Annotated in this window: 35 protein-coding genes and 1 tRNA gene; 28 read left to right on the top strand and 8 right to left on the bottom strand. The window is 41.0% G+C overall.

Going from position 1 to position 24,889, the window contains the following annotated elements; genetic code table 11:
• Positions 1-166 precede the first annotated feature (166 nt).
• The 12 genes from NYE20_RS13675 to NYE20_RS13620 all read left to right on the top strand — a co-directional run bounded on the left by NYE20_RS13675 (position 167) and on the right by NYE20_RS13620 (position 10,432).
• Positions 167-637, top strand: coding sequence for a hypothetical protein (locus NYE20_RS13675; protein WP_339183205.1), 471 nt, complete (start codon positions 167-169; stop codon positions 635-637).
• Complete coding sequence (locus NYE20_RS13670) at positions 634-1,713, top strand: glycosyltransferase family 4 protein (protein WP_072173926.1); 1,080 nt, start codon at positions 634-636, stop codon at positions 1,711-1,713. The genes NYE20_RS13675 and NYE20_RS13670 overlap by 4 nt, the downstream gene beginning before the upstream one ends.
• 83 nt (positions 1,714-1,796) lie before the next feature.
• Positions 1,797-1,946, top strand: a complete 150-nt coding sequence (gene rpmG / locus NYE20_RS13665; RefSeq protein WP_003153056.1) for a 50S ribosomal protein L33 — start codon at positions 1,797-1,799, stop codon at positions 1,944-1,946.
• An 83-nt stretch (positions 1,947-2,029) separates the two neighbouring features.
• Entirely contained in the window at positions 2,030-2,593 is a 564-nt protein-coding gene (locus NYE20_RS13660; RefSeq protein ID WP_038429302.1) for a 5-formyltetrahydrofolate cyclo-ligase, read from the top strand.
• A 66-nt stretch (positions 2,594-2,659) separates the two neighbouring features.
• Positions 2,660-2,833 carry a hypothetical protein gene (locus tag NYE20_RS13655; RefSeq protein WP_003230126.1) on the top strand — a complete coding sequence of 58 codons (174 nt, stop codon included), beginning with the start codon at positions 2,660-2,662 and terminating at the stop codon, positions 2,831-2,833.
• 89 nt (positions 2,834-2,922) lie between these two features.
• A complete protein-coding gene (gene yqgP / locus NYE20_RS13650; protein WP_049141211.1) occupies positions 2,923-4,446 on the top strand; it encodes a rhomboid protease YqgP in 1,524 nt (507 codons plus the stop codon).
• 109 nt (positions 4,447-4,555) lie between these two features.
• The gene (locus NYE20_RS13645) at positions 4,556-4,771 is read left to right on the top strand and encodes a YqgQ family protein (RefSeq protein WP_004399107.1); all 216 of its coding nucleotides are present in this window, start codon (positions 4,556-4,558) and stop codon (positions 4,769-4,771) included.
• 10 nt (positions 4,772-4,781) lie between these two features.
• Positions 4,782-5,747 carry a glucose kinase GlcK gene (gene glcK / locus NYE20_RS13640; RefSeq protein ID WP_046160589.1) on the top strand — a complete coding sequence of 322 codons (966 nt, stop codon included), beginning with the start codon at positions 4,782-4,784 and terminating at the stop codon, positions 5,745-5,747.
• 115 nt (positions 5,748-5,862) lie between these two features.
• Positions 5,863-7,779 (top strand): LTA synthase family protein, encoded by a 1,917-nt coding sequence (locus NYE20_RS13635; protein ID WP_339183199.1) that lies wholly within the window; start codon positions 5,863-5,865, stop codon positions 7,777-7,779.
• A gap of 82 nt (positions 7,780-7,861) precedes the next feature.
• Complete coding sequence (locus NYE20_RS13630) at positions 7,862-8,992, top strand: M14 family metallocarboxypeptidase (protein ID WP_339185244.1); 1,131 nt, start codon at positions 7,862-7,864, stop codon at positions 8,990-8,992.
• A 61-nt stretch (positions 8,993-9,053) separates the two neighbouring features.
• Positions 9,054-10,115: a hypothetical protein gene (locus tag NYE20_RS13625; protein ID WP_116316542.1), complete on the top strand. Its 1,062-nt coding sequence runs from the start codon at positions 9,054-9,056 to the stop codon at positions 10,113-10,115.
• A gap of 2 nt (positions 10,116-10,117) precedes the next feature.
• On the top strand, positions 10,118-10,432 hold the full coding sequence (locus tag NYE20_RS13620; RefSeq protein WP_003230139.1) for an MTH1187 family thiamine-binding protein: 315 nt from the start codon (positions 10,118-10,120) through the stop codon (positions 10,430-10,432).
• Positions 10,433-10,463: 31 nt separating this feature from the next.
• On the opposite strand, the gene NYE20_RS13615 is transcribed toward NYE20_RS13620, so the two are convergent.
• Positions 10,464-10,637, bottom strand: coding sequence for a DUF2759 family protein (locus tag NYE20_RS13615; RefSeq protein ID WP_003230141.1), 174 nt, complete (start codon positions 10,635-10,637; stop codon positions 10,464-10,466).
• Positions 10,638-10,793: 156 nt separating this feature from the next.
• On the opposite strand from NYE20_RS13615, the gene NYE20_RS13610 reads away from it, so the two are divergent.
• Positions 10,794-11,429 (top strand): MBL fold metallo-hydrolase, encoded by a 636-nt coding sequence (locus NYE20_RS13610; RefSeq protein ID WP_048655106.1) that lies wholly within the window; start codon positions 10,794-10,796, stop codon positions 11,427-11,429.
• 39 nt (positions 11,430-11,468) lie between these two features.
• Here the strand turns inward: NYE20_RS13610 and NYE20_RS13605 are convergent, their stop codons facing one another.
• A complete protein-coding gene (locus tag NYE20_RS13605; RefSeq protein WP_003226300.1) occupies positions 11,469-11,714 on the bottom strand; it encodes a DUF2626 domain-containing protein in 246 nt (81 codons plus the stop codon).
• Positions 11,715-11,945: 231 nt separating this feature from the next.
• On the opposite strand from NYE20_RS13605, the gene mgsR reads away from it, so the two are divergent.
• The gene (mgsR, locus tag NYE20_RS13600; protein ID WP_003230147.1) at positions 11,946-12,326 is read left to right on the top strand and encodes a transcriptional regulator MgsR; all 381 of its coding nucleotides are present in this window, start codon (positions 11,946-11,948) and stop codon (positions 12,324-12,326) included.
• A 66-nt stretch (positions 12,327-12,392) separates the two neighbouring features.
• Here mgsR and NYE20_RS13595 read toward each other — a convergent pair.
• Positions 12,393-12,463, bottom strand: a tRNA-Gln gene (locus NYE20_RS13595).
• Between the two features lie 86 nt (positions 12,464-12,549).
• On the opposite strand from NYE20_RS13595, the gene rsbRD reads away from it, so the two are divergent.
• Positions 12,550-13,386, top strand: coding sequence for an RsbT co-antagonist protein RsbRD (rsbRD, locus tag NYE20_RS13590; protein ID WP_141949677.1), 837 nt, complete (start codon positions 12,550-12,552; stop codon positions 13,384-13,386).
• Between the two features lie 52 nt (positions 13,387-13,438).
• Here the strand turns inward: rsbRD and NYE20_RS13585 are convergent, their stop codons facing one another.
• Positions 13,439-14,767 carry a hemolysin family protein gene (locus NYE20_RS13585; RefSeq protein ID WP_021480026.1) on the bottom strand — a complete coding sequence of 443 codons (1,329 nt, stop codon included), beginning with the start codon at positions 14,765-14,767 and terminating at the stop codon, positions 13,439-13,441.
• A gap of 142 nt (positions 14,768-14,909) precedes the next feature.
• On the opposite strand from NYE20_RS13585, the gene corA reads away from it, so the two are divergent.
• The 10 genes from corA (at position 14,910) to NYE20_RS13535 (ending at position 20,465) form a co-directional block, all read left to right on the top strand.
• On the top strand, positions 14,910-15,863 hold the full coding sequence (gene corA / locus NYE20_RS13580) for a magnesium transporter CorA (protein WP_161621668.1): 954 nt from the start codon (positions 14,910-14,912) through the stop codon (positions 15,861-15,863).
• Position 15,864: 1 nt separating this feature from the next.
• On the top strand, positions 15,865-16,062 hold the full coding sequence (locus tag NYE20_RS13575; protein WP_032726162.1) for a hypothetical protein: 198 nt from the start codon (positions 15,865-15,867) through the stop codon (positions 16,060-16,062).
• Positions 16,063-16,273: 211 nt separating this feature from the next.
• On the top strand, positions 16,274-17,344 hold the full coding sequence (gene comGA / locus NYE20_RS13570; RefSeq protein ID WP_032726161.1) for a competence protein ComGA: 1,071 nt from the start codon (positions 16,274-16,276) through the stop codon (positions 17,342-17,344).
• Positions 17,331-18,368, top strand: a complete 1,038-nt coding sequence (comGB, locus tag NYE20_RS13565; protein ID WP_086344083.1) for a comG operon protein ComGB — start codon at positions 17,331-17,333, stop codon at positions 18,366-18,368. The genes comGA and comGB overlap by 14 nt, the downstream gene beginning before the upstream one ends.
• Positions 18,369-18,381: 13 nt before the next feature.
• Positions 18,382-18,678: a comG operon protein ComGC gene (gene comGC / locus NYE20_RS13560; protein ID WP_003230162.1), complete on the top strand. Its 297-nt coding sequence runs from the start codon at positions 18,382-18,384 to the stop codon at positions 18,676-18,678.
• Positions 18,668-19,099, top strand: coding sequence for a competence type IV pilus minor pilin ComGD (comGD, locus tag NYE20_RS13555; protein WP_032726159.1), 432 nt, complete (start codon positions 18,668-18,670; stop codon positions 19,097-19,099). The genes comGC and comGD overlap by 11 nt, the downstream gene beginning before the upstream one ends.
• Positions 19,083-19,430, top strand: a complete 348-nt coding sequence (gene comGE / locus NYE20_RS13550; RefSeq protein WP_063335293.1) for a ComG operon protein 5 — start codon at positions 19,083-19,085, stop codon at positions 19,428-19,430. Before comGD ends, comGE begins: the two co-directional genes overlap by 17 nt.
• Positions 19,431-19,455: 25 nt before the next feature.
• A complete protein-coding gene (comGF, locus tag NYE20_RS13545; RefSeq protein WP_032726158.1) occupies positions 19,456-19,839 on the top strand; it encodes a ComG operon protein ComGF in 384 nt (127 codons plus the stop codon).
• Positions 19,840-20,214: a ComG operon protein ComGG gene (comGG, locus tag NYE20_RS13540; protein ID WP_032726157.1), complete on the top strand. Its 375-nt coding sequence runs from the start codon at positions 19,840-19,842 to the stop codon at positions 20,212-20,214.
• Between the two features lie 71 nt (positions 20,215-20,285).
• On the top strand, positions 20,286-20,465 hold the full coding sequence (locus tag NYE20_RS13535; protein WP_014480252.1) for a YqzE family protein: 180 nt from the start codon (positions 20,286-20,288) through the stop codon (positions 20,463-20,465).
• Between the two features lie 41 nt (positions 20,466-20,506).
• Here NYE20_RS13535 and NYE20_RS13530 read toward each other — a convergent pair whose 3' ends face one another.
• Complete coding sequence (locus NYE20_RS13530; RefSeq protein WP_038829733.1) at positions 20,507-20,833, bottom strand: YqzG/YhdC family protein; 327 nt, start codon at positions 20,831-20,833, stop codon at positions 20,507-20,509.
• A 270-nt stretch (positions 20,834-21,103) separates the two neighbouring features.
• On the opposite strand from NYE20_RS13530, the gene tapA reads away from it, so the two are divergent.
• From tapA to tasA, 3 genes are all read left to right on the top strand, one after another.
• Positions 21,104-21,865, top strand: a complete 762-nt coding sequence (tapA, locus tag NYE20_RS13525; RefSeq protein ID WP_032726156.1) for an amyloid fiber anchoring/assembly protein TapA — start codon at positions 21,104-21,106, stop codon at positions 21,863-21,865.
• On the top strand, positions 21,849-22,421 hold the full coding sequence (locus NYE20_RS13520) for a signal peptidase I (protein WP_003246088.1): 573 nt from the start codon (positions 21,849-21,851) through the stop codon (positions 22,419-22,421). The genes tapA and NYE20_RS13520 overlap by 17 nt, the downstream gene beginning before the upstream one ends.
• A gap of 64 nt (positions 22,422-22,485) precedes the next feature.
• The gene (gene tasA, locus NYE20_RS13515) at positions 22,486-23,271 is read left to right on the top strand and encodes a biofilm matrix protein TasA (protein WP_014477324.1); all 786 of its coding nucleotides are present in this window, start codon (positions 22,486-22,488) and stop codon (positions 23,269-23,271) included.
• Positions 23,272-23,362: 91 nt separating this feature from the next.
• On the opposite strand, the gene sinR is transcribed toward tasA, so the two are convergent.
• From sinR to NYE20_RS13500, 3 genes are all read right to left on the bottom strand, one after another.
• Positions 23,363-23,698, bottom strand: a complete 336-nt coding sequence (gene sinR / locus NYE20_RS13510; protein WP_003226345.1) for a transcriptional regulator SinR — start codon at positions 23,696-23,698, stop codon at positions 23,363-23,365.
• 33 nt (positions 23,699-23,731) lie between these two features.
• Positions 23,732-23,905: an anti-repressor SinI family protein gene (locus NYE20_RS13505; RefSeq protein ID WP_014477323.1), complete on the bottom strand. Its 174-nt coding sequence runs from the start codon at positions 23,903-23,905 to the stop codon at positions 23,732-23,734.
• A gap of 183 nt (positions 23,906-24,088) precedes the next feature.
• Positions 24,089-24,883: a YqhG family protein gene (locus NYE20_RS13500; protein ID WP_032726154.1), complete on the bottom strand. Its 795-nt coding sequence runs from the start codon at positions 24,881-24,883 to the stop codon at positions 24,089-24,091.
• Between the last annotated feature and the right edge of the window lie 6 nt (positions 24,884-24,889).

The raw sequence follows: 24,889 nt of genomic DNA, 5'->3' as shown, positions 1-24,889 counted from the left end.
CTATTCTTTTTTTATCCTTCTTTTTTATACCATAAAACCAATAGTTTCTAAAGGAATTCGCGAAAAAAACGAGATTTTGTCGAGAAATCTTTCTTTGCTTCTTCTTTATGTAATGGTTTAATAGGAACACGAAGTGAACGATTGGAAAGGAGAATGTTAGGAGTCCATGGATAAACACCCATTTCCCTATAATATACGACATAAGCTTTCCTTTTTTAGGGACACATTCGACATAATCATTCAAAACGCCCACACCTTGACCGTAAGCTGGGAAATCTCAGAAGAAACAATGCGGCTGGCTGAAGCGGTCCTTTTCGAAAAAACGCAGGATATGATAAAAGAATTGCGCATTGTCATCAAAAGAAAAGATATTGAAGCTGTCAGGACAAAACGCACAACGTATGATAAAGGCGAATGGATGATTAGACAGACGGCTGGTGATGCTGTATATCGGGCTGAATACAGAATTGTGAATTCAATGAATGTCTCTCTCAAGCTTGCCGGTACAGATGACATCTATCTTGATGAAAATGGGATTCGTCATATAAACAGTTTTCAGATTGAAGAAGCGCACACCAGTTGGGAGGCGCAATTTTCTGCATACACCTGTTATGGGAGAGGGGAAAAAGAACGGTGAACATTCTCATGCTTTCACCCGAACATCCCGATGAGCCGAAAAGCGGGCTCGGTGTCCATTTAAACCGCCTCATTTCCTATTTAAATCCTCATATCAACATTACAGTTTGTACTCCGAGCGGGCAGTTGTTTTCGTATGCGAAGTTTGAAGATTGCATAGCTGATGCTAACTTTACAATGGTTCGCCATGTGTTATCACACAATAAACGCTTTGATCTGATTCATGCCCATGATGACACAACTGCCCCTGCCGCCCAGTATTTGAAACAACGGCTTGGCCTTCCGCTTGCTGCGACAATCCACGGTCTTGAAAGAGAAAGGAAGAAGGTGTGCCGAGAAGCCCCACACCCATACAGGCTCAAGACCGAACGGCTCCTTATAGAATCCGCTGATGCATTGATCGTATTAAGCACATTTATGAAGCGGTCTCTTAATAAGGCAGCACATAAAAAAATAACCGTTATCCCAAGCCCTGCATCTATGGAGGAAGAGAAGGGGAAAATCCAAAGAAGCATAAATAGAAGATTCCTCTTTTCATATGGAAGGTTCGTTCCGGAAAAAGGATTTTCGCAGCTGTTAAAGGTATTTGCCATCTTGAAGCAGCGTCAGCCTGACCTCTATCTAGTGCTGGCTGGGGAGGGGCCGTCTCTTTCCTCCTATGAGAAATTGGCTGCGGCATATAACCTGAAGGATCGTGTCATGTTTCTGCCGTTTCTCAATAGGAAAGACATCAGAACGTTACTGTCTCACTGTGAAATGGCTGTTTTCCCTAGTTCTTATGAACCGTTTGGGCTTGCCGCGCAAGAAAGCATGGAACAAGGTGTGCTGACTGTCGTTTCTCAGTCGGGTGGTTTTTGTGATTATGCCGTTCATGACAAAACGGCAATCATCGCTAATTTTACGCTCGTACAGGAAGCGGCTGATCTGCTGGACAGTTTTTTAAAAGACCGGGGAAAAGCCCGCCGGATAAAAGAAGCTGGCAGACAACAAGTGTTCAAGCTCCACCACCCCCGACTCATTACGTCATCATATTTGCAGCTTTATGAGCGTATCTTCAATAATTCAGCAATTCATTGAAAAACAGCCTAGCATTCCGTCCATTATAGTGGTATTATATATAAGTCTGAATAAGTAAATGATTTTAGTTTGGAGGGAAAATAATGCGCGTTAATATTACTTTGGCTTGCACTGAATGTGGTGAGCGTAACTATATTTCTAAAAAGAACAAACGCAACAATCCAGACCGCGTTGAATTTAAAAAATATTGCCCACGTGATAAAAAATCTACGTTACACCGTGAAACAAAATAACAGCCTTGCTGTTTGAGGTGTAAGAAAAAAGCCAGAGCTTTGAAAAAGGTTCTGGCTTTTTTCTATTCCGAGGGGGATGAGAGATGAAATCACAATTAAGAAAAAAGACGCTGGAGGCACTGTCTGCTTTATCAAATGAAGATATTCTTCAAAAAACGGAACGTATGTATAAGTACTTGTTTTCTCTGCCGGAGTGGCAAAATGCCGGCACCATTGCCGTCACTATTTCCAGAGGATTAGAGATACCGACGCGTCCTGTCATTGAGCAGGCTTGGGAAGAAGGGAAACAAGTTTGCATCCCAAAATGCCATCCGGACACGAAGAAAATGCAATTTCGCACATATCAGACTGATGATCAGCTCGAAACCGTGTACGCCGGACTGCTCGAGCCGGTAATTGAAAAAACAAAAGAAGTAAACCCATCACAAATTGACTTGATGATCGTTCCAGGTGTTTGTTTTGATGTTAACGGGTTTAGGGTCGGCTTTGGAGGCGGCTATTATGATCGCTATTTAAGTGAATATGAAGGGAAGACAGTCTCATTGCTTTTGGAGTGCCAGTTGTATGCGCACGTACCCAGTCTGCCACATGACATCCCGGTACATAAGCTGATAACAGAGGATCGGATTATTTCTTGTTTTTCATAACTTTCCTGTCCCTTATTCGAGAATAAATAAGGCAGAATAACAAACCCTATTGGCAGGAGGGATATCATGAAAAAACTTTTGATTTATGCCATTTTCGCGGTTTCTGCCGTCATGTTTTATCAAAATCGCTACCGTCTTATGAATACTGTACTCAGCCAGCCAGGAATCAGGCGGTCTTTTATCCATTTGTTTTTAAGAATTCCATTTATCCGCAATAAGTTTATACAGCAAGCTTTCTAAAATCCCGTGAAAAACGGGATTTTTTGCTTTCAGTAGGCGTTTCGGAGCGCCAGCTGTTATAATGAAAAAAAACTATTGGAGCGGTAAACATGTTTTTGCTGGAGTATACATATTGGAAAATTGCGGCGCACCTGGTGAATAGCGGGTATGGCGTCATACAAGCCGGTGAGTCAGATGAGATATGGCTGGAAGCTCCGGACAAGTCCTCTCATGATCTAGTTCGTCTTTATAAGCACGATCTTGATTTCCGTCAAGAAATGGTTAGAGACATCGAAGAGCAGGCCGAACGAGTAGAACGAGTCAGACATCAATTGGGCAGACGAAGGATGAAGCTGCTGAATGTGTTTTTTTCAACGGAAGCCCCTGTTGATGACTGGGAAGAGATTGCAAAAAAAACGTTTGAGAAGGGAACTGTGTCAGTTGAGCCGGCGATCGTTAGAGGAACGATGCTTCGAGATGATCTTCAAGCGGTTTTTCCATCATTTCGTACAGAAAATTGTAGAGAGGAACACGCTTCGTTTGAAGACGTGCAAATGGCGCGAGAACGCTTCCTTTCGCTAGTGCTGAAACAAGAAGAACAGAGAAAAACTGAAGCGGCGGTTTTTCAAAATGGAAAACCGATTTTTACATATTTATTTATTGCGCTTCAGATCCTAATGTTTTTCTTGCTCGAAATAAACGGGGGCAGCACAAATACGGAGACGCTGGTCGCTTTTGGAGCAAAAGAAAACAGCCTGATTGCACAAGGAGAATGGTGGCGGCTTCTGACACCGATCGTGCTTCACATCGGCATAGCGCATTTAGCTTTTAATACGCTGGCTTTATGGTCGGTTGGTACAGCGGTTGAGCGGATGTATGGATCGGGGAGATTTTTGCTGATTTATCTGGCTGCTGGCATTACGGGTTCGATTGCGAGTTTTGTGTTCAGCCCGTATCCTTCGGCAGGGGCATCAGGAGCCATATTCGGATGCTTAGGTGCATTACTGTATGTTGCTTTATCTAATCGAAAAATGTTTTTAAGAACCATAGGAACCAATATTATTGTCATTATTATCATCAATCTGGGCTTTGGTTTTGCAGTTTCAAATATTGATAATTCAGGACATATCGGCGGCTTGATTGGCGGCTTTTTCGCTGCAGCGGCATTGGGGTTGCCCAAAGCCAGAGCCTTTGGAAAAAGAGTGTTGTCAGCGGTTTTGCTGATTGCTTTGGCTGCCGGTTTTTTATATTACGGATTGCATTCGCCTTCACACCAGGAGTCAGCGCTGATTCAGCAGGCAAGCGAGTTGTATCAGGAAGGAAAGTATGAAGAAGTAACAGAATTGCTGAACGGAGAAGCAGAGCAAAAAGATGCCTCTGCCGATCTTTTGAAAATTCTTGCTGTATCTGATATTCAAATCGGCGAATATGATCAGGCGGTTTCCCTTTTGGAACGAGCAGTGAAAAAAGAACCTAAAGACCATGCTTCCTATTACAATTTAGCCTTATTGTATGCGGAAAAAAATGAGCTTGCACAAGCAGAAAAGGCCATCAGGCTGGCTTTAAAATTGGAGCCGAAGGAGCAGCGCTACAAGGAGCTGCAGCAACAAATTGAAAACAATAAAGAATCATAAAGGTGGAATATGGAAAGGAGGCTGGCTTTTTTGTCAGCGTTTTCTTCTTGACTGACCGCTTTCATATGAATACGCTTATGATAGTTAAGTTCAAGAAATGGTGAGGAAAATGAATACATTTTATGATGTGCAACAGCTGTTAAAAACGTTTGGCCACATTGTTTATTTTGGAGACAGAGAGCTTGAAATTGAGTTTATGCTGGATGAATTAAAGGAATTATACATGAACCACATGATTGAAAAGGAGCAGTGGGCCAGAGCGGCAGCTGTCCTTCGAAAAGAATTGGAACAAACAAAAAACGGAAGAGATTTCTATAAAGGCTAAGGTGATAAAAATGGACGAGATATGGTTTGCGGGCATTGACCTGGGAGGAACGACGATTAAACTCGCTTTTATTAATCAATATGGTGAAATTCAGCATAAGTGGGAAGTTCCGACTGATAAAACCGGCGACACGATTACTGTCACAATTGCAAAAACTATCGACAGCAAGCTGGATGAGCTGCAAAAACCGAAGCACATCATCAAATACATCGGAATGGGTGCGCCAGGCCCTGTAGATATGGCGTCAGGAGTTGTTTATGAAACAGTAAATCTAGGGTGGAAAAATTATGCTTTGAAAAACCATCTGGAGACAGAAACCGGCATCCCAGCTGTTATAGAAAATGACGCAAATATTGCTGCGCTCGGGGAAATGTGGAAGGGAGCGGGTGATGGCGCAAAAGACGTCATTCTCGTGACGCTTGGCACAGGAGTTGGCGGCGGCATCATTGCAAATGGTGAAATTGTACATGGCATAAATGGCGCCGGCGGAGAAATCGGCCATATTTGCAGCATCCCTGAAGGCGGAGCGCCCTGCAACTGCGGCAAAACGGGCTGTATCGAAACAATTGCGTCAGCAACCGGAATTGTAAGAATTGCAAAAGAAAAAATAGCAAATGCTAAAAAGACGACACGTTTACAAGCAACCGAACAATTGTCAGCGCGGGATGTGTTTGAAGCGGCGGGTGAAAATGATGAAATTGCCCTTGAGGTGGTTGATTATGTAGCCAAGCACCTTGGTTTGGTGCTCGGAAATTTGGCAAGCTCGCTTAATCCATCCAAAATCGTTCTTGGCGGCGGCGTATCGAGAGCCGGAGAACTGCTGAGATCAAAAGTTGAGAAAACATTCCGCAAATGCGCGTTTCCACGGGCTGCCCAAGCTGCTGATATTTCAATCGCAGCACTTGGAAATGATGCCGGCGTTATCGGAGGCGCTTGGATCGCTAAAAATGAATGGCTGAAACATCAAAATTGTTAAAATTGTGTAAATCAAATTGATTTTTTGTTGTGCTCAGGTTAAGATTTAATTTGATGTGTTAATGAGAATGTTGGGAATAGACTGATTTTTTGAGCGTGCTGCATAGGAGGTTGAAATGCGAAAAACGTTTTTTTCGAAGATTTCATTTATGCTGATTGCCATTTTATTGATGTGGCTGAAAACGTATGCTGTTTACAAAACCAGTTTTCATATTAAAATCGACAATCTAACACAGGAATTTATTCTGTTTATCAACCCATTGAGTTTTTTGTTGCTTATTTTTGGCCTCAGCCTGTTTTTAAAAGGCAAAAACAGAAATCGCTATATTATCGCGATAAGCTGTCTTGTCACGTTTGTATTGCTGGCAAATATGGTTTTTTACCGTTTTTACAATGATTTCTTAACAATCCCTGTTCTTTTTCAAACGAGCAATATGGGTGATCTCGGAAGCAGCATCGGAACACTTCTTGAGCCGACAGACCTCCTATTAGCTGTAGATATTGCGGTTTTAATATGGCTTCACATCCGGCAAAAAGCTTTTCAATCGGACATTCCCTCAACGAAAAATGAACGGGCGGCTTATTTTTTGTTCGTTGCTTCTGTTTATTTCTTCAACCTGGGCTTGTCTGAGGCGGAAAGACCTCAGCTATTGACACGCTCATTTGACAGAGAAATGCTTGTTAAAAACATTAGCCTGTTTAATTTTCATATTTACGATGGCGTTCTTCAGTCAAAGCAATCCGCACAGAGAGCGTTGGCAGACAGCAACAGCCTGACGGAGATTGAAAACTATGTAACCGCTAATGCGAAGGATGCCAACAAACGCTTATTCGGCGCTGCAAAAGGAAGGAACGTCATTCTCGTATCCTTAGAGTCGACGCAAAGCTTCGTGATTAATGAAAAATTGAATGGAGAAGAAATCACGCCTTTTCTGAATGACTTTATAAAACAGAGCTACAACTTTAATAATGTTTACCACCAAACAGGCCAGGGGAAAACCTCGGATTCTGAATTTATCGTGGACAATTCACTGTATCCGCTTGGACGAGGTGCCGTGTTTTTTACGAATGCGGGCAATCAATATATGGCCGCTCCTGAAATTTTGAAAAACAGCGGATACTATTCAGCGGTGCTCCACGCTAATAATAAGAGCTTTTGGAATCGTGATTTAATGTACGACTCATTTGGATATGATTCGTTTTTTGATATTAACTCATATGATGTAACTGACGAAAATTCAGTCGGCTGGGGACTGAAGGATAAAGAATTTTTTGAGCAGTCTTCAGAGCTGATGAAAAATCTGCCTCAGCCGTTTTACTCGAGGCTGATTACACTGACGAACCACTTCCCGTTTGATCTTGATGAAGAGGATCAATTGATTGATGAATATGATTCAAGCAGCCAGACGCTAAATAAATATTTTCCGACAGTGCGTTATCAGGATGAGGCGCTAAAACGGTTTATCGAAAAGCTGAAGGAAGACGGATTATACGACAACTCTGTTATTGTATTATATGGTGACCATTATGGTATATCAGAAAACCACAATGAAGCGATGGGGCAGTTTTTAGGAAAAGAAATAACCCCATTTGAAGAGGTACAGCTCCAAAAAGTGCCGCTGGTCATTCATATTCCGGGTATTACTGATAAAAAGCCGCAAACCATTGAAACAGTAGGCGGGCAGATTGATATCAGGCCGACGCTAATGAATCTTTTAGGGATTGATACGAAAGATCAAATTCAATTCGGCAACGATCTGCTTTCAGACGAAAAACTGGACTTTACGGTGCTCCGGGACGGGAGCTTTATCACAGATCAGGTTGTTTATACAGACGGTGCGTGTTATGACAAAGAGACGGGAAAACCATTAGAAGAGACAAAACAATGTGAAGCATTTGCTGATAAAGCAAAACAGGAGCTATCACTTTCTGATGAAATCATTTATGGGGATTTGTTGCGATTTTATGACCAGAAAAGGCTGGACAATTCGTCAAAACGGAAAGAAAAACAAATGCTTGATCAGGCATCGTAATCACAATGTCTCCCGCGTCAAAGTGAGCGGGAGGCTTTCTTTTTTTAAATACGCTGTCATATAGTAACAAAAAAGGGGGATGATGATGGCGTTTATTACGGTGAAACCTGATATCAAGAACAATTTGGCCAGAGTGGCGAAAGAACTGAAGATAGACGAGGAATTGCTTAAAAGTGCAAATCGCTCCGCACAAAAACATCAATTGTACTGCCCTGGTTATGTGATAGAGGAGCATAGCGGCAAAGAGCTTCAAACCATTCAGGACATAAAGCGCTTTTTACAGCCTCGGCAGCTGAAACTTTCTGATAGCTGGATTGAGCAAGAGAAAATCTATGATGATTCAGCTGTTGAAAAGGAAATAAAGAAGATTATTGATGTTTTTCCGTTTGTCTCATGCCGGGAAATTGGCCGTTCTGTACTCGGCAGGCCTATCTGGGAGCTGAAGGCTGGTGGGGAGCATGCCGTAAAAAAGGTCCATATGAACGCGTCATTTCATGCGAATGAGTGGATTACAACGTCTGTCCTGCTAAAATGGTTTAAGGAATACTGTATGTCATTATGCTGCAATTCGCCTTTCTTTGGCTTTTCTCCCATAAAGCTGTTTAACAGCACATCCTTATCCCTCGTTCCTCTTGTCAATCCGGATGGCGTTGATCTTGTTTTAAACGGATCAGAAGTCATGGGAGCCAGAAGAGATGAGCTCGAAAGGCTAAATGAACATCGTCCGAATTTTAATGAATGGAAGGCGAATATAAACGGAGTTGATTTAAATAAACAATTTCCATCATTATGGGAAATTGAAAAATACCGAAAACCGACAGCACCCAGCTACCGCGATTTTCCGGGAATCTCTCCGCTTACGGAGCCGGAATCTATTGCGATGTACCGGCTGATCACGGAGAATCCGCCTGACAGACTGCTGGCTCTTCATACTCAAGGAGAAGAAATTTATTGGGGCTATAAAGGCCTTGAGCCTGAGGAATCTGCTGCCGTGATAAAGGATTTTGAGGAGTTAAGCGGGAACATTTATAAGGGAGTAAGGGATATAGACAGCTATGCTGGATTTCGTGATTGGTTTATTCATCATTATTTTAAGGAAGGGTATACGGTGGAACTTGGAAAAGGCCAAAATCCTTTGCCGTTTCAGCAGTTTTTACACATATATAACGCCACAAACGGCATCTTGTGGAGGGCGTTATTTTTTCATGAGTAACTGAAACTTTTTCTTTTTTCTGCCGAAGCAAATATGAGAGAATAAAGATGATCGGAGGGGAATGCTGATGAGATCAGTTTGTTTTATTCTGCTGGCGGTATTGCTGTTTAGTTTATCGGCATGCGAACCATCTCATCAGCAGCAAAAACAGGCATCGGCGGCAAAAGATGAGAAAAAAGACATCATACCGCTTTCCGCGGAAAAAGCGGATGGGGCGGAAGGCTGGCTGAATAACAGCACAATATTATATACTGCGTCTAATCCGACGAAAACAGAGCTTTTTGCGTACCGCATCTTTACAGGCAAAGCGAAAAAGCTCTATCAAACGGATGGTCAAATCGTTGATGTTCAAATCAATGCGAGGGAGCAGATGATTCTGCTGCAAATCACACATAGCCAAAAGACGGCAGTCGTTTTGCTTAATGCAGAAGGAGAGACGCTTTACGAAAAAGATTACGAAACGTATGAGCTTGAGGCTGCTTGGAATCAGTATGATCCTTATCAAATGATGGTGACGGAATTCAATGAAAACTGGGATTTCCATACATATCAGGTGAATGCTAAAAAAGACGAATCTTTCTTAAGCCCAGTACAGGTTCCGTTCATTCATTGGACATCCAAAAATACATTTGATTATGTAAAAGAGGGAAGAGACGATAAAACAGGGCCTTTATATACGTTCGATACAGCTTCTAAGACGGAACAGAAGCTTGAGGATGACGTTCTATTCTTCGATTCTTTCCATCAAATGAGTTTTACTGTCAAATCAGCTTCCGGAGGAAAAGGGACGTATCAGTTTAAAACGCCGCAATCAACATCACCTGTTACAGCGAAATGGCCGCTCCAAGCGAAATATACAAGTTTGGCTCCAATGGAGTATGACTATGATGAAGCAGGAGGCCTGTTTTATACATTCAAACAAAGCGGCGATGCATATAAGCTCGCAGCAATCAATGTAGCATCGGGAGAGACAAAAGATCTTGTGTCTCTGCGGGAAATGGAGCCGATTCAAATATCTCCGAACGGGAAATATGCGTTATACGGCTTTCATTTTGAGCAAATTATTTTATTGAAATCACATGAAACGAAGCAACTCATCATTGATCAAAAGGAGATGGAATAACGATGGCTATCGCAGATGTAACCATTATCCCAATCGGTACGGAAACACCCAGTGTCAGTGCTTACGTAGCCGATGTGCAAAAGATATTAGAAGGATATCAAGCAGAAGGGAAAATCAAATATCAGCTGACACCGATGAATACGCTGATCGAGGGAGAACTCAGTGACCTTTTTGCAGTCATTCAGGCAATTCACGAAGCGCCATTTCAAAAAGGATTGCACAGAGTGGCAACGAATATCCGTATCGATGACAGGCGTGACAAAAAAACGACGCTTGAGAGCAAAATAGAAAGTGTCAATAAACATTTACAGCCATAAAAATAAACCTGTATCCGATCGGATACAGGTTTTAATGTGCGGTTGGATACCCGCTGTTTATTACGGTCATCACGGTAAACCATCCAAAGACAAATAAGGTGGCACCGGCTAATAAAAACCCGAGTATATTTTTATTTCTAACAGAACGCAAGACTCCCCATAAAGCGAAAAGAGCGACAAGGCCGAAAATCACGACAAGTAACATAACACAGCCCCCTTTACATTGAAAAACCTGCAATTCTTTCCAGTTTTATTCTACCTGTTTTTTATAGGTTTGTCGATAGCGTTTTCATTGCGATTGTTTGAATCTTTTTTAAAAAACCCTCATAATAAGAGCATAAAAAAGAAAGAGGTGATAATAGTGAAATGGAGACGAATGCCAGTAGGGCCGATTCAAGCGAACGCATATTTTCTCATCAATGATGATCAATGCCTGATTTTTGATCCGGGCGGCGAGGGACATAAAATCAATCAATACATAAAAGAAAAAGGGCTGACGCCTTTAGCCATTTTGCTTACACATGCCCATTTTGACCATATTGGGGCGCTTGATGAAGTGAGAGAAAAATGGGATATCCCTGTTTACCTGCATCAAAATGAAAAAAATTGGCTTACGGACGCTTCTTTAAACGGCTCCGGCATGCTGCGAGGGATAGAAGTAACAGCTAAGCCTGCAGATCATCTAATTGAAGGCGACGGTGAGTTGAATATCGGGCCGTTTCATTTGGAAACATTATTTACGCCGGGACATTCACCAGGCAGTGTGTCTTACTACGTGAAAGATGCAGACTTGGTCATCTCCGGAGATGTTTTGTTCCAAGGCGGTATAGGACGTACGGATTTAATAGGCGGCGATCAAGAGACGCTGCTGACGTCCATTCATGAAAAACTGCTTACGCTTCCGGAACACACGCTGGTGTTAAGCGGCCATGGACCTGAAACAAACGTACTGACTGAGCAGGACCAAAATCCGTTTTTAAATGGGTTTTCATTGTAAAAAAAGAGACAAACCGATAAGGTTTGTCTCTTTCTGCATTTAATGGCCTCCGCCGCCGGGCACCATAATAAAAATTGAGTAATATGTAAAGCCGGCGAAGAAAATTGTTAAATAAGCGCCAAAAATATAAATATACATGCGTTCGGTTAAGTTCAAATACGATAGAAACACAAATAAGATCGTCTGTCCAAAAAATAAAAGGGAAGCATCTTTCATATCACCTAAATAAAACATGACTGCAAAAATTCCCGTCCAAAATCCTAACACCCGGAACATGCGATTCATTTTTATCCCCTCCCGAGAGTCCCTCTGACTGTTATTATAATAGATCACACCTAGAAATGTAAACATTTTCATTATTAATATACAAATGGAATTTGTCCCTTTGATTGTGTTTTCTATTGTATGAATGTTTTTTAAAAAATAATCCGAAAAAAGTTCTGTAAATGGTTTAAATGAAAAATGATCCGGGTAGTTATTCTACAAAGAGATGGTTAACTGAGGAGGAAAAAACGAATGGAACAACAATTAACTTTTTACTCATATCCAAGCTGCACGTCATGCCGAAAAACAAAACATTGGCTTAAAGCACATCAAATTGAATTTAACGAACGGCATTTATTCAGAGAAACCCCGACAAGAGAAGAATTAAAGTACATTTTATCGTTAACGACAGAAGGAATTGATGAAATTTTGGCGACAAGAAGCCAGACTTTCAAAAATTTAAATTTAAACATTGAAGAAATGACGGTAAATGAGGTGCTGGAACTTTTAATCGAGAAGCCGAAGCTTTTGCGACGCCCGATTCTAGTAGACAACAAAAAGCTGGTGATTGGTTATAACCCGGGAGAACTGTTGAAGTTATCGAAGAAGAAAACGGTTCATCAATCTGCATGATGAAAAACCGAAGATCCGCTGATTTATTCGAATCAGCTTATCTTCGGTTTTTCACCTGTTCAGAAACTGGGCTAGCTGGATTCGAACCAACGATCACGGAGTCAAAGTCCATTGCCTTACCGCTTGGCTATAGCCCATTGAATCTAAACATAGTATGTGTAAAGGCAGACGCGTTATACATATATAGCGTACATTTTTCAAAAACAGGAGGGAGCTCATTAAGATGATAGCTCTTGATCAGCACTTAACAGAGCACAAAGAAGATATCACGCAACAATGGCTGGAAGTTTGTACGTCAAAAGGCAGCTGGCTGTATTCAGCGAAAGATCAGCAAAAACTAGAACAAAAGTTAAAAGACCAGCATGAATTATTGGTGACCATCGTAGCAAAATCCCTTAGAAAAGAAGACGTAGAGGATGAGCTCAACCGGTGGTCTCTTCAATGCGCCAGAGACCGTGCCGTTCATGAAGTGACGGTTACACAAAGTGTCGGCCAGTTTAACACCTTCAGGCACATCATGTTTGAATGGATTCAGAAATTCAGCGAAGCTTCTTCTCAAGACATCAGCATTCAGGAATATTATGAGTGGAGCCGGATCTTGAATCAAAACATTGATGAGATCATCGAAGTATTTACGGAAGAATATCACCAGGTGACCATGATACAATTAAACGCGCAAAAAGAAATGATTAATGAATTGAGTGCGCCGATTATGCCGATTACTGATGGAATTGGGATTCTTCCGCTTGTCGGTGAAATTGATACGCACAGAGCGAGGACGATTTTGGAGTCTGTGCTGGAGCAGTGCTCAGCGTTAAAGCTCTCGTATTTATTTTTAGATATTTCGGGCGTTCCTATCGTTGATACCATGGTAGCCTATCAAATTTTTAAAGTGATTGACAGCACCAAATTGCTCGGCATTGAGACGATTATTTCAGGAATCAGGCCGGAAATTGCCCAAACTGTCGTGAAGCTGGGTCTGGATTTTTCGAATGTGAAAACCGAGCAAAGTCTTGCTAAAGCCCTGGCCAATAAAGGGTTTAAAATAAAAGAGTGTTGATGCCTTTGCCATGTTTATCTTGAAAGATAGCAGCTGAACAGCCTTTCACGGGCTATTCAGCTTTTTTAACTTCTATAAATAAAATGTGATGGCTGTTGATGTCTTTTACCTTAAAAGAGTAGCCATCATATTCTATGGCACTTTCAGGCTCAGCGTCTATGTTTTGTGTCAAAAACCAGCCGCCCAAGGTGTCTACTTCAGCCTCTGATAAATCGGTTCCAAGCAGGCTGTTAACATCGCTGATTAATAATTTTGCATTTAACAAGTAATGATCCTTTCCAAGTTCGCGGATATGAGGCACTTCATCCGCATCAAATTCATCACGGATTTCTCCTACAATTTCCTCGATAATATCCTCGACAGTGACCAAACCGGACGTCCCGCCATATTCATCTATGAGGATCGCCATATGAGTGCGTTCCTTTTGCATTTTCAGCAGTAGTTTATAAATAGGAATCGTCTCAATGACATGGATAACGGGCTGTACGAAAGGTTCAATTTGATGCTTCTTGATTGAAAAATCTTTCGTCAGCATGGAAAACAGCACTTCTTTCATATTAATCACGCCAATAACGTTATCTTTATCCTCTCTTACAACTGGGTACCGTGTATATTTTGTTTGCTTGACTGTTTCCTGAAGATTTGAAATGGAGTCTTCATCTAGTGACAAACTGACCATTTCATTTCGCGGCACCATAATTTCCTTTGCCATTCGTTTATCAAAGGTAAAGATATTATTCATGTACTTTAATTCACTTTTTCTGATCTCGCCGCTTTTATAGCTTTCAGCCAATAGGACCCGAAGTTCTTCCTCTGTATATGCCAGCTCGTGCTCTGATGCCGGCTTCAGCCCAAACACTCCTGTAATCAATCGGGCAGAGTGGTTCAACAGCCAAATGAATGGAAACATGATCTTATAAAACCAAATAAGCGGTTTAGCGAACAACAAGGTAATGCTTTCTGCTTTTTGAATGGCGAAACTCTTTGGCGCCAGCTCCCCGATAACGACATTTAAATACGTAACCGCTAAAAATGCGATGACGAGTGACAGCAGGTGGGTAAGCGATTCATTTAAGCCTGCTTTATGAAAAAGCGGTCGAAGCAGAGTTTGCACAGTCGGTTCCCCAAGCCATCCCAGTCCTAAGGCTGCGACTGTGATGCCCAGCTGACAGGCTGATAAATATTCATCAAGGTGAGTGATGACATGCTTTGCCGCTTTAGCACCTTTCTTTCCTTTTGCGACAAGCTGATCAATTTTGGACCGCCGCACTTTTACGATTGAAAATTCTACGGCAACAAAAAATCCTGTTAACAAAATAAGAATAGCGACTGCTAGTAAATTGACAAATTCCAAAACAACTGCCTTCTCCAAGGAAGGCATGCACCTCCCTTTTCCGATGTCTTTCTACATTCCATACCACCTGAAAATGCTCATAAAACATGTGTTGAAGCGGCAGACTGGTTTAGTGACGCGGTTATTGGGCAATTAAAGAATAAAGAACAAAAGTTTGGAGGAGCTTGACATGAAGGCACATACGGGAAAGGATTGGTTTTGGTACCAAATGGGGCCTCAAGAAAGAAGTAAGGCAAGGGATCTAATCCATTTTTCTCACTGGCCTCAGTGTGAAAAGTGGTTTGAAAATAACCATCACGTTAATTTTTTACGAGTAGATACAACTGAAACGGAAAATGAAGCGGTATTTGGGTCGATTGTTTATGATCAGGGGCTTGGTGAAGAAAAAGACCATACTGTTTTTCACTTTTATATCACCAGACAATATTTTTTTACAATCAACTTTGATTTTTCAATTTTGAGAGAGATTAAAGGAAAAGAAGTTGTTCGGCAAATGGAAAGAGCGGACAATGCGATAGAGGGGTTTTTAATTCTTCTCGGCGAACTAATGAATGCGTATTTAATCGGTGTTGATGAATTTGAAATAAAGCTGAGAAAGCTCAGATGGCAAATTAAAGACGACAATAGCAAAAGCATTTTAAACCGCGTCCATCTCCTGCGCCATGAACTGATGATTTGGAAAAATTTGATATTAAGCGCTAAAAAAATTGAAATGGCGTTGAAAGAAACCTTTTTACCTCAAAATGAAGGGAAAAAGGATTATCAGCGGACACAACTGAAGATTGACAGGGGATTTACATACATCAGCGAATTTGAAGGGGAGCTTAACAATCTGCTGCATTCAGAGGAAGTCATTACCTCACATAGGGGGAATGAAATTGTAAAAGCGCTGACCATTTTCACGACGCTTTTTACGCCGATTACAGCTCTGGGGGCCTTATGGGGGATGAACTTTTCAGTGATGCCGGAACTGAATTGGAAATACGGATATCTCTTTTCTCTCTTATTGATTGTCACATCTACAGTTCTGATCTATCTCTATTTGAGGAAAAAAGGCTGGACGGGAGATATGCTGCAGGAGCGGAAGAAGAAAAAGAAACCTCGAAAAAGGCGGACTCTATAGGATGTTTCATATTTTGTGCAGCGTGCCCCGCTTTTTCACCAGACATATCAGGGTGACCGGATACGATGTCAAGGCGCTTATGACAGAGCATCAAATCCGCAGTTTATCGATTCTTGAAAATGACCAAATGACCGGTATTGTTGCATTAGGCGACCTTTCCGTTGAGAAAGATACTGGTCAAAAAGCGAAAACAGCATAATGAAAATGGAATCAAGCAGGCATGGTGACCATGTCTGCTTTTTTATTATTGGGAAAATTATAATGAAAGGGGCACATTCAGTTGAAAGTTTTTTTTCGTGCCAGAAAGAATTGGTTTTTCAGCATATAACATCTCACAAAATCACGTTTTCCCTGTTTGATTACCTTTTCTTCTTTTTCTACAATATGCGTTGAAAGGAGAGGGAATCAAATTGGATTCAATAGAAAAGGTAAGCAAAAACTTGATTGAAGAGGCATATCTAACAAAGGCTTCTGATATTCACATCGTGCCGAGGGAGCGGGACGCTATCATTCATTTTCGGGTCGATCATGCCTTGCTGAAAAAAAGGGACATGAAAAAAGAAGAGTGCGTAAGACTGATTTCACATTTTAAATTTCTTTCAGCAATGGATATAGGTGAAAGGCGAAAGCCGCAAAGCGGTTCGCTTACGTTAAAGCTGAAAGAGGGAAATGTTCATTTAAGAATGTCAACGCTGCCCACAATTAATGAGGAAAGCCTCGTGATCAGAGTGATGCCCCAATACAATATCCCTTCGATTGATAAATTGTCGCTATTTCCGAAGACAGGAGCCACATTACTCTCGTTTTTAAAACATTCCCATGGCATGCTCATTTTTACCGGGCCGACTGGTTCAGGGAAGACTACCACATTATACTCTCTCGTTCAATATGCAAAAAAACACTTTAATCGAAATATTGTCACATTAGAGGACCCTGTTGAAACAAGGGACGAAGATGTTCTTCAGGTTCAGGTGAATGAAAAAGCCGGTGTAACTTATTCTGCAGGTCTGAAAGCAATTTTGCGCCATGATCCCGATATGATTATTTTAGGTGAGATCAGAGACGCGGAAACAGCTGAAATTGCGGTGCGGGCAGCGATGACGGGACATCTGGTACTAACGAGCCTTCATACGAGAGACGCAAAGGGCGCCATTTACAGACTGCTTGAATTCGGTATCAATATGAATGAAATCGAACAGACTGTCATTGCAATAGCGGCTCAGCGCTTGGTTGATTTGGCTTGCCCGTTTTGTGAAAACGGATGTTCATCAGTGTATTGCCGACAGTCACGAAATACCAGGAGAGCTAGCGTTTATGAGCTTCTATACGGGAAAAATCTTCAGCAATGTATCCAGGAGGCAAAAGGAAATCATGCAAATTACCAATATCAAACGCTTCGTCAAATTATCAGAAAAGGAATTGCGCTCGGCTATTTAACGACAAACAACTATGACCGGTGGGTTTATCATGAAAAAGATTAGAAAAGTCTGGTCATTAAAGGATCAAGCCAGGTTATTAAAGCGGCTCGGTGAAATGACTGCGGGCGGATATACGCTTCTGGATGGATTACGCCTGATGGAACTTCAGATGAATAAGAGGCAGGCGGCTGACTTGACTGGTACGGTCACTTGTTTGAGGGAAGGGGCTCCGTTTTATCAAGTACTAAAGAGTTTGTCATTTCATAAGGAAGCCGTAGGTATTTGTTATTTTGCTGAAACACATGGTGAACTGCCTGCTTCCATGATCCAGAGCGGAGAGCTGCTGGAACGAAAAATTGCACAGGCAGACCAGCTGAAAAGAGTGCTGCGCTATCCGCTTTTCCTCATCTTTACGGTCGCTGTCATGTTTTATATGTTACAGTCCATCATCATTCCTCAGTTTTCCGGTATCTATCAATCGATGAATATGGAAACCTCACGTTCAACCGATATGCTTTTTGCTTTTTTTCAGCATATTGATCTTGTGATCATTTTGCTTGTTCTTTTTACAGCAGGTATCGGGATTTATTATTGGCTTGTGTTTAAGAAAAAATCACCTGCCCGGCAAATGCTGATTTGTATCAGGATTCCTTTGGTTGGAAAGCTTGTCAAGCTGTTTAACAGCTACTTTTTTTCTTTGCAGCTAAGCAGCCTTTTAAAATCAGGCCTCTCAATTTATGACAGCCTTAATGCATTTAAACATCAAACGTTTCTCCCTTTCTACCGCTGCGAGGCTGAACAATTGATTGAACGGCTAAAAGCCGGTGAGTCAATTGAATCCGCTATTTGTGGAAGCCCTTTTTATGAAACTGATTTATCAAAAGTCATATCTCACGGCCAGCTGAGCGGCCGATTGGATCGGGAGCTTTTCACATACAGCCAATTCATATTACAGCGGCTGGAACACAAAGCGCAAAAATGGACAGGCATCCTTCAGCCAATGATTTATGGATTTGTTGCAGCGATGATCTTACTTGTGTATTTATCTATGCTTGTGCCTATGTATCAGATGATGAATCAAATGTGAAAGGAAGAGGCTGATGAATGAGAAAGGATTTACACTTGTTGAAATGTTAATCGTGCTCTTTATTATTTCGATTTTGCTTTTAATTACGATACCGAACGTCACAAAACATAATCAAACCATTCAAAAAAAAGGCTGTGAAGGCTTACAAAACATGGTTAAGGCACAAATGACTGCATTTGAGCTTGATCATGAGGGACAAACTCCGAGCCTTGCCGATTTACAGTCAGAGGGCTATGTGAAAAAGGATGCTGTCTGTCCAAATGGTAAGCGCATTATCATCACCGGCGGAGAAGTTAAGGTTGAACATTAAATTAAACGAGGAGGAGGGGTTTACCCTTTTAGAAAGTTTGCTTGTGTTAAGCCTTGCCTCTATCCTACTGATTGCCGTCTTCACCACACTTCCTCCTGCTTATGACAATATAGCTGTCCGACAGGCAGCAAGGCAGCTGAAAAATGATATTATGCTCACACAGCAGGCTGCTATTTCCCGTCAACAAAGAACAAAAATTTTCTTTCATAAAAAAGAATATCAATTAGTCATTGGTGATACGGTCATTGAACGTCCGTATGCAAGGGGACTTTCTATAGAACTGCTGACATTAAAAGACCGTTTGGAATTTAATGAGAAAGGGCACCCGAATGCAGGCGGAAAAATACGAGTAATAGGCCATGACGCTTATGACATAACAGTTTATCTAGGGAGCGGGAGAGTCAATGTGGAGAGAAAATAAAGGTTTTTCTACAATAGAAACAATGTCTGCGCTAAGCCTGTGGCTGTTTGTGCTGCTGACAGTCGTCCCCTTGTGGGACAAGCTGATGTCTGATGAAAAAATGGCGGAATCACGAGAAATTGGCTATCAGATGATGAATGAGAGCATTAGCAAATATGTCATGAGTGGTGAAGGAGCCGCGTCAAAAACGATTACAAAGAACAATCATATCTATGCAATGAAGTGGGAGGAGGAGGGCGAATATCAAAACGTATGTATCAAAGCCGCAGCTTATAAAGAGAAATCATTTTGCCTCAGCATCCTGCAGACAGAATGGCTACACGCTTCTTAACGTATTATTTTCGCTCTCAGTCTTTTTGCTCATATCAGGATCGTTAGCTGCGATTTTCCATCTGTTTTTATCTCGACAGCAGGAACATGACGGTTTCACACAGCAAGAATGGATGATTTCGATAGAACAGATGATGAATGAATGCAAGGAATCACAGGCAGTTAAGACAGCCGAGCATGGGAGCGTGTTAATCTGCACCAATCTTTCCGGACAAGACATCCGTTTTGACATTTATCATTCAATGATAAGAAAAAGAGTGGATGGCAAAGGGCATGTTCCGATTTTAGATCATATTACTGCCATGAAAGCTGATATTGAAAATGGTGTTGTTTTGCTGAAAATTGAGAGTGAGGACCAAAAAGTGTATCAAACTGCTTTTCCAGTCTATTCATATTTAGGAGGGGGGTGAATGTATCGTACAAGAGGGTTTATTTATCCAGCTGTTCTTTTTGTGTCAGCGCTTGTGCTGTTAATCGTGAACTTTGCTGCTGCTCAATATATTTCACGCTGCATGTTTGAAAAGGAAACAAAAGAGTTATACATAGGAGAGAATTTGCTTCAAAATGGTACGCTTCTTTCGATTCGGCACGTTCTAGAGAAACGGAAAGGCCAGGAGGGTACGCAGCAATTTCCATATGGACGGGTTTCTTATTACATTCATGATACATCGATAAAAGAGCAAAAAGAAATCAACTTAAGAGTGTCAACGGAGTCGGGAACAGAAAGAACTGCACAGATCGTGTTTGATCAAAAACAGAAAAAACTGCTGAGATGGACAGAATAAAACAGTGTAAAGGGTATAAAAAAAGTCATGTGAGACAACACTTCATAATAATTGAATGATGAGGTGATCACGTGAAAACGAATGATTATGTTAAATATATGACGCAGCAATTTGTCAAATATATAGATACACCGAGAGATGAGCGAAAAGAACGAAAAGAGGTGCGGAAAGAAACAAAAACGCCTGCTTCTCAGCAGTGGTTCGGTATTTTACCCTATGGCTTCCGGCTTTGGCTGAAACGGAAAAAATAACCGCAAATAAACGAATAAGGTCCTTCAAAAAATGGAGGACCTTATTGATATTCTTCTAATATGGCGATTTTATTGACCTTTTGGCTATAAGGATCAAATGAAATCGTCACAAAAACGCCGAATTCTTTTGATCCTTCCCTCAGAGTTAAATGGTATTGCTTCACTGCTTCATCTTTTCTTTTACGGTCCCATACTTTTTGTTTGAACAGTACCTGTGCGAGCGGGTACCTTTTTTTTGCTTCTTTTACAGCAATCTCTTCCCATTTGGACATGTGACGGGCGGTTACAAGCGGTGTTTCTTCTGCGTGAGCGGCTGTGGTGCCAAAGACAAGAAGAGTTAGACAAATCATACATTGTTTGATCATCATGCTGTCACCCTTTCTTGTTTATTATTACCAAATAATAACGGGATATGCATTTAAATTCTCACATAACAATCCCAAAAATTTCAAAAAAATTGAAAAGATGAGCAATACTGAGCAAGACTTTGTAATATGATGAAAACATTCTTTTAAACGAACAAAATGAGTGATTTTGGTGTTTTTAAATCTATAAATCGTTGATTATACTCTACTTGTGTAGTTCTTTAAAAAGAACGATTGTCATATCAAGTTACAGTGTTTTACAGGAGGTAAGATATGTTTCGATTGTTTCACAATCAGCAAAAGGCGAAGACGAAACTGAAAGTTCTGCTAATCTTCCAGCTTTCAGTCATTTTCAGTCTGACTGCCGCAATATGCTTACAATTTTCCGATGATACAAGCGCTGCTTTTCATGATATTGAAACATTTGATGTCTCACTTCAAACGTGTAAAGACTTTCAGCATACAGATAAAAACTGCCATTATGATAAACGCTGGGATCAAAGTGATTTGCACATATCAGATCAAACGGATACGAAAGGAACTGTATGCTCACCTATCACCTTATTTGCTGAGCTCGAAAATACAGGTGAGAAACTTAAGAAATCAAAGTGGAAGTGGGAGCTTCATAAGCTTGAAAATGCCCGAAAACCGTTAAAGGATGGGAACGTGATCGAAAAAGGATTTGTCTCCAATCAAATCAGCGATTCACTTTATAAAATTGAGACGAAGAAAAAAATGAAACCCGGCATTTATGCATTTAAAGTATATAAACCGGCAGGCTACCCGGCAAACGGCAGTACATTTGAGTGGTCGGAGCCTATGACGCTTGCAAAATGCGATGAAAAACCGACAGTCCCTAAAAAAGAAACAAAGTCGGACGTCAAAAAGGAGAATGAAACAACACAAAAGGATATACAGGAAAAAACAATGAAAGAAGAAACATCTCAAGAAGCTGTAACCAAAGAAAATGAAACTCAATCAGACCAGAAGGAAAGCGGGGAAGAGGATGAAAAAAGCAATGAAGCTGATCAGTAATATTTTATACGTGATCATCTTTACTCTTATTATTGTGCTGACACTTGTCGTGATTTCAACACGTTCATCCGGGGGAGAGCCGGCTGTGTTTGGGTATACATTGAAATCAGTTCTGTCAGGTTCGATGGAGCCGGAGTTCAATACAGGTTCCTTAATATTGGTCAAAGAAATCACTGATGTGAAAGAGCTCCAAAAAGGTGACGTTATTACATTTATGCAGGATGCAAATACGGCGGTCACCCACAGAATTGTTGACATAACAAAGCAAGGAGACCATTTGTTATTTAAAACAAAAGGTGATAATAATGCAGCAGCTGATTCAGCGCCTGTATCGGACGAAAATGTTCGCGCGCAATACACAGGTTTTCAGCTTCCATATGCCGGCTATATGCTTCATTTTGCCAGCCAGCCAATTGGAACGGCTGTATTATTGATTGTTCCCGGCGTGATGCTGTTAGTGTACGCTTTTGTGACGATCAGCAGCGCCATTAGAGAAATTGAAAGAAAGACAAAAGCCTTGGAAACAGATACAAAGGACAGCACCATGTCCACTTAACTTCAGTTGTAAACCTGGCAACAGGTTTCGATATAAAACATTCAATAAAAGGGGAGTTTTAACCATGGGTATGAAAAAGAAATTGAGTTTAGGAGTTGCTTCTGCAGCACTAGGATTAGCTTTAGTTGGAGGAGGAACATGGGCAGCATTTAACGACATTAAATCAAAGGATGCTACTTTTGCATCAGGTACGCTTGATTTATCTGCTAAAGAAAATTCAGCGAGTGTGAACTTATCAAATCTAAAGCCGGGAGATAAGTTGACAAAGGATTTCCAATTTGAAAATAACGGATCACTTGCGATCAAAGAAGTTTTAATGGCGCTTAATTATGGAGATTTTAAAGCAAATGGCGGCAGCAATACATCTCCAGAAGATTTCCTCAGCCAGTTTGAAGTGACATTGTTGACAGTTGGAAAAGAGGGCGGCAATGGCTACCCGAAAAACATTATTTTAGATGATGCGAACCTTAAAGACTTGTATTTGATGTCTGCTAAAAATGATGCAGCGGCTGCTGAAAAAATCAAAAAACAAATTGACCCTAAATTCTTAAATGCAAGCGGTAAAGTCAATGTAGCAACAATTGATGGTAAAACCGCTCCTGAATATGATGGTGTTCCAAAAACACCAACTGACTTCGATCAGGTTCAAATGGAAATCCAATTCAAGGATGATAAAACAAAAGATGAAAACGGGCTTATGGTTCAAAATAAATATCAAGGCAACTCCATTAAGCTTCAATTCTCATTCGAAGCTACACAGTGGAACGGCTTGACAATCAAAAAGGACCATACTGATAAAGATGGTTACGTGAAAGAAAATGAAAAAGCGCACAGCGAGGATAAAAATTAATAACAGCAAAAAAAGAGACGGCCCAGTAAACTATCACTGGGCCGTCTCGATGTTTATTGACAAAAGAGGAGTTAGTGCCTCTGCTCAGGCACTACTCCTCTTTTTGGGATTTTCTCCATTTTTGATAATCTAAAAATTCACGAAATTGTTTTTTCGATACCCCGGATGTCATTGCATCGCGAACCAATTTCTCCCATTCACTATCTAATTGACCATCGTATTCGGTTTCATGTTTCTCATCGAGCAAAGTATGAACCGAGACGTCCAGAACAGCGGAGACTTTTTCGAGAAATTGAATGGAGGGGTTCGTTTGTAGATTTCGTTCTATTGAGCTTAAATAAGACTTCGCTACCCCAGCTTTTTCAGCTAGTTCTGATAGTGAGTAGCCTTTTTCTTTACGGTATTGTTTAATACGCTGGCCAATCAATGTCATCACCTTCCTTGTGATATTATAGCACATTCAGAAAGGATTTACGGTATGACTTCTGGCTGCCGGACCAGGATGAGCAGACTTTTTGTTTAAAAGTAAATATTTTCGTATTTCTTCCGGGCTGATATTTGCCTCTTTGGCTTCCATCATCAATTCAACCCATTCTTGATCCAATTCAAAGTGCTCTTGTTTTGCATTTTTCATGCAGTTTCTCCTCCTAAAATACTTGTTTATGTATTTCAGCCAGTCCGGCCATGACTCATTGTATGCTTCATTAGTCTCTGGAAGTCATTTCCCCTTTAAAAATGCCAGAATTTTTTTCCAATATACCTTTATTATAATCGCATTTTTTCAAAAAAAACGAGAACGATGTCGAATGAATAAAAGTTAGCTTGAAATATTATTTTGCAGATAAAATAATCCGCCATTTTCAATTTCAACTGATATCTTTGGTTGATACAAGGTTTTCAGCGCCTGTTTTTCTAGATGGTATTCTTCTGGTTTTTCTTCTATATGCTCGTAAAACTTATCAAGCAATATCATGTCATTTCTCCACCTATTAACCGCCTGTTCCGCCCAGTCGGACGGCTCCTGCATAGCGGATTTGGAAATATAGTTTTCCATACGCTTAAGTCCGCTTTCTGGTTTGATCATAGGTGAAATGGTGAAGCAATAGTCACATATTTGTGATGTCAGTGAAAGCTGGGTCAGCTTGCTTTGAAAATCTTCAATTATCGTTCCAGAGACTAGGTGAAGACCTAGTGACAATAACTTATCCTTTTTCATGTCGGACTGGTATGAAATCGTGACATTTATACCAAGCCAAGGCTGAAGTGGGACTTTGGCTCCGGCTGATTCAATTTTCTCATACATTCTGGTAAATCTCCCATTTTGTTTAACAGCTTTAAATATTTGAAAAAGACGCGGGGCCCCAAAATATATAAATTCACCATCTAGGTCTTTTGGCGCATTTTCTTTATCTGTAATAAAAGTGATTTTCATTGGATTCGGATCACCGCCTGTCTTCTCGCGCCAATGCCAGTAGAAAGGGCGGTTCATGATTTGTTTGTCCATTTCAACTGTAAGCTGCACTGTCATATAGCCTAAGCCTTGATCGACGATTTGGCAGCTGTTTGCTTGAAAAAAACGCAGCAGAAAATCGTGAACCTCTTGCTGTCTCACTAGTAA

Origin of the sequence: Bacillus sp. FSL R5-0416 (genome assembly GCF_037975425.1) — a bacterium.
Classification (GTDB): Bacteria; Bacillota; Bacilli; order Bacillales; family Bacillaceae; genus Bacillus; species Bacillus subtilis.
Note: the sequence above shows the minus strand (reverse complement) of the source record. Positions and strands in the feature narration are given on the sequence as shown.

Coding starts and splice junctions, on each gene's coding strand:
- tapA (WP_032726156.1), top strand. CDS start 21,104: ATGTTTCGATTGTTTCACAATCAGCAAAAGGCGAAGACGAAACTGAAA.
- NYE20_RS13655 (WP_003230126.1), top strand. CDS start 2,660: ATGAAAAAACTTTTGATTTATGCCATTTTCGCGGTTTCTGCCGTCATG.
- tasA (WP_014477324.1), top strand. CDS start 22,486: ATGGGTATGAAAAAGAAATTGAGTTTAGGAGTTGCTTCTGCAGCACTA.
- yqgP (WP_049141211.1), top strand. CDS start 2,923: ATGTTTTTGCTGGAGTATACATATTGGAAAATTGCGGCGCACCTGGTG.
- corA (WP_161621668.1), top strand. CDS start 14,910: ATGAAGGCACATACGGGAAAGGATTGGTTTTGGTACCAAATGGGGCCT.
- NYE20_RS13645 (WP_004399107.1), top strand. CDS start 4,556: ATGAATACATTTTATGATGTGCAACAGCTGTTAAAAACGTTTGGCCAC.
- comGE (WP_063335293.1), top strand. CDS start 19,083: ATGTGGAGAGAAAATAAAGGTTTTTCTACAATAGAAACAATGTCTGCG.
- comGG (WP_032726157.1), top strand. CDS start 19,840: ATGTATCGTACAAGAGGGTTTATTTATCCAGCTGTTCTTTTTGTGTCA.
- NYE20_RS13660 (WP_038429302.1), top strand. CDS start 2,030: ATGAAATCACAATTAAGAAAAAAGACGCTGGAGGCACTGTCTGCTTTA.
- glcK (WP_046160589.1), top strand. CDS start 4,782: ATGGACGAGATATGGTTTGCGGGCATTGACCTGGGAGGAACGACGATT.
- NYE20_RS13575 (WP_032726162.1), top strand. CDS start 15,865: ATGTTTCATATTTTGTGCAGCGTGCCCCGCTTTTTCACCAGACATATC.
- NYE20_RS13675 (WP_339183205.1), top strand. CDS start 167: ATGGATAAACACCCATTTCCCTATAATATACGACATAAGCTTTCCTTT.
- NYE20_RS13620 (WP_003230139.1), top strand. CDS start 10,118: ATGGCTATCGCAGATGTAACCATTATCCCAATCGGTACGGAAACACCC.
- comGC (WP_003230162.1), top strand. CDS start 18,382: ATGAATGAGAAAGGATTTACACTTGTTGAAATGTTAATCGTGCTCTTT.
- NYE20_RS13615 (WP_003230141.1), bottom strand. CDS start 10,637: ATGTTACTTGTCGTGATTTTCGGCCTTGTCGCTCTTTTCGCTTTATGG.
- NYE20_RS13630 (WP_339185244.1), top strand. CDS start 7,862: ATGATGGCGTTTATTACGGTGAAACCTGATATCAAGAACAATTTGGCC.
- NYE20_RS13530 (WP_038829733.1), bottom strand. CDS start 20,833: ATGATGATCAAACAATGTATGATTTGTCTAACTCTTCTTGTCTTTGGC.
- comGB (WP_086344083.1), top strand. CDS start 17,331: ATGAAAAAGATTAGAAAAGTCTGGTCATTAAAGGATCAAGCCAGGTTA.
- NYE20_RS13505 (WP_014477323.1), bottom strand. CDS start 23,905: ATGAAAAATGCAAAACAAGAGCACTTTGAATTGGATCAAGAATGGGTT.
- rpmG (WP_003153056.1), top strand. CDS start 1,797: ATGCGCGTTAATATTACTTTGGCTTGCACTGAATGTGGTGAGCGTAAC.
- rsbRD (WP_141949677.1), top strand. CDS start 12,550: ATGATAGCTCTTGATCAGCACTTAACAGAGCACAAAGAAGATATCACG.
- mgsR (WP_003230147.1), top strand. CDS start 11,946: ATGGAACAACAATTAACTTTTTACTCATATCCAAGCTGCACGTCATGC.
- NYE20_RS13605 (WP_003226300.1), bottom strand. CDS start 11,714: ATGAATCGCATGTTCCGGGTGTTAGGATTTTGGACGGGAATTTTTGCA.
- NYE20_RS13585 (WP_021480026.1), bottom strand. CDS start 14,767: ATGCCTTCCTTGGAGAAGGCAGTTGTTTTGGAATTTGTCAATTTACTA.
- NYE20_RS13635 (WP_339183199.1), top strand. CDS start 5,863: ATGCGAAAAACGTTTTTTTCGAAGATTTCATTTATGCTGATTGCCATT.
- NYE20_RS13520 (WP_003246088.1), top strand. CDS start 21,849: ATGAAGCTGATCAGTAATATTTTATACGTGATCATCTTTACTCTTATT.
- NYE20_RS13625 (WP_116316542.1), top strand. CDS start 9,054: ATGCTGATGAGATCAGTTTGTTTTATTCTGCTGGCGGTATTGCTGTTT.